A 255-nucleotide genomic window follows, 5' to 3' on the forward strand; every position below is an offset into this window, starting at 1 on the left:
GCCGACCGTGCCGCAGCCGACCCCAAGATCACCTTCGCGTGGAATAGTGAGGTCGTCGCCATGCAGGGCGAGTCGAAGCTCGAGTCGATCACCCTGCGGGACACCAAAACCGGCGAGGAGCGTCAACTCGAAGTTGCCGGCGTTTTTGAGGCCATCGGCCATGACCCGCGCTCCGAGCTGGTGCGCGGCCAGGTCGATCTGGACGATGCTGGCTACGTCGTGTGCGCCGAGCCATCCACCCGCACCAACGTGCCG

At 65.9% G+C, this 255-nt stretch carries 1 protein-coding gene; it reads left to right on the forward strand.

Going from position 1 to position 255, the window contains the following annotated elements:
- Nucleotides 1-255, forward strand: a 255-nt coding sequence (locus MKD49_RS26090; RefSeq protein WP_252697753.1) for an FAD-dependent oxidoreductase, incomplete at both ends; no start/stop codon positions are given.

It is taken from the genome of Herbaspirillum sp. WGmk3 (assembly GCF_023952535.1).
Lineage (GTDB): Bacteria > Pseudomonadota > Gammaproteobacteria > Burkholderiales > Burkholderiaceae_D > Herbaspirillum > Herbaspirillum huttiense.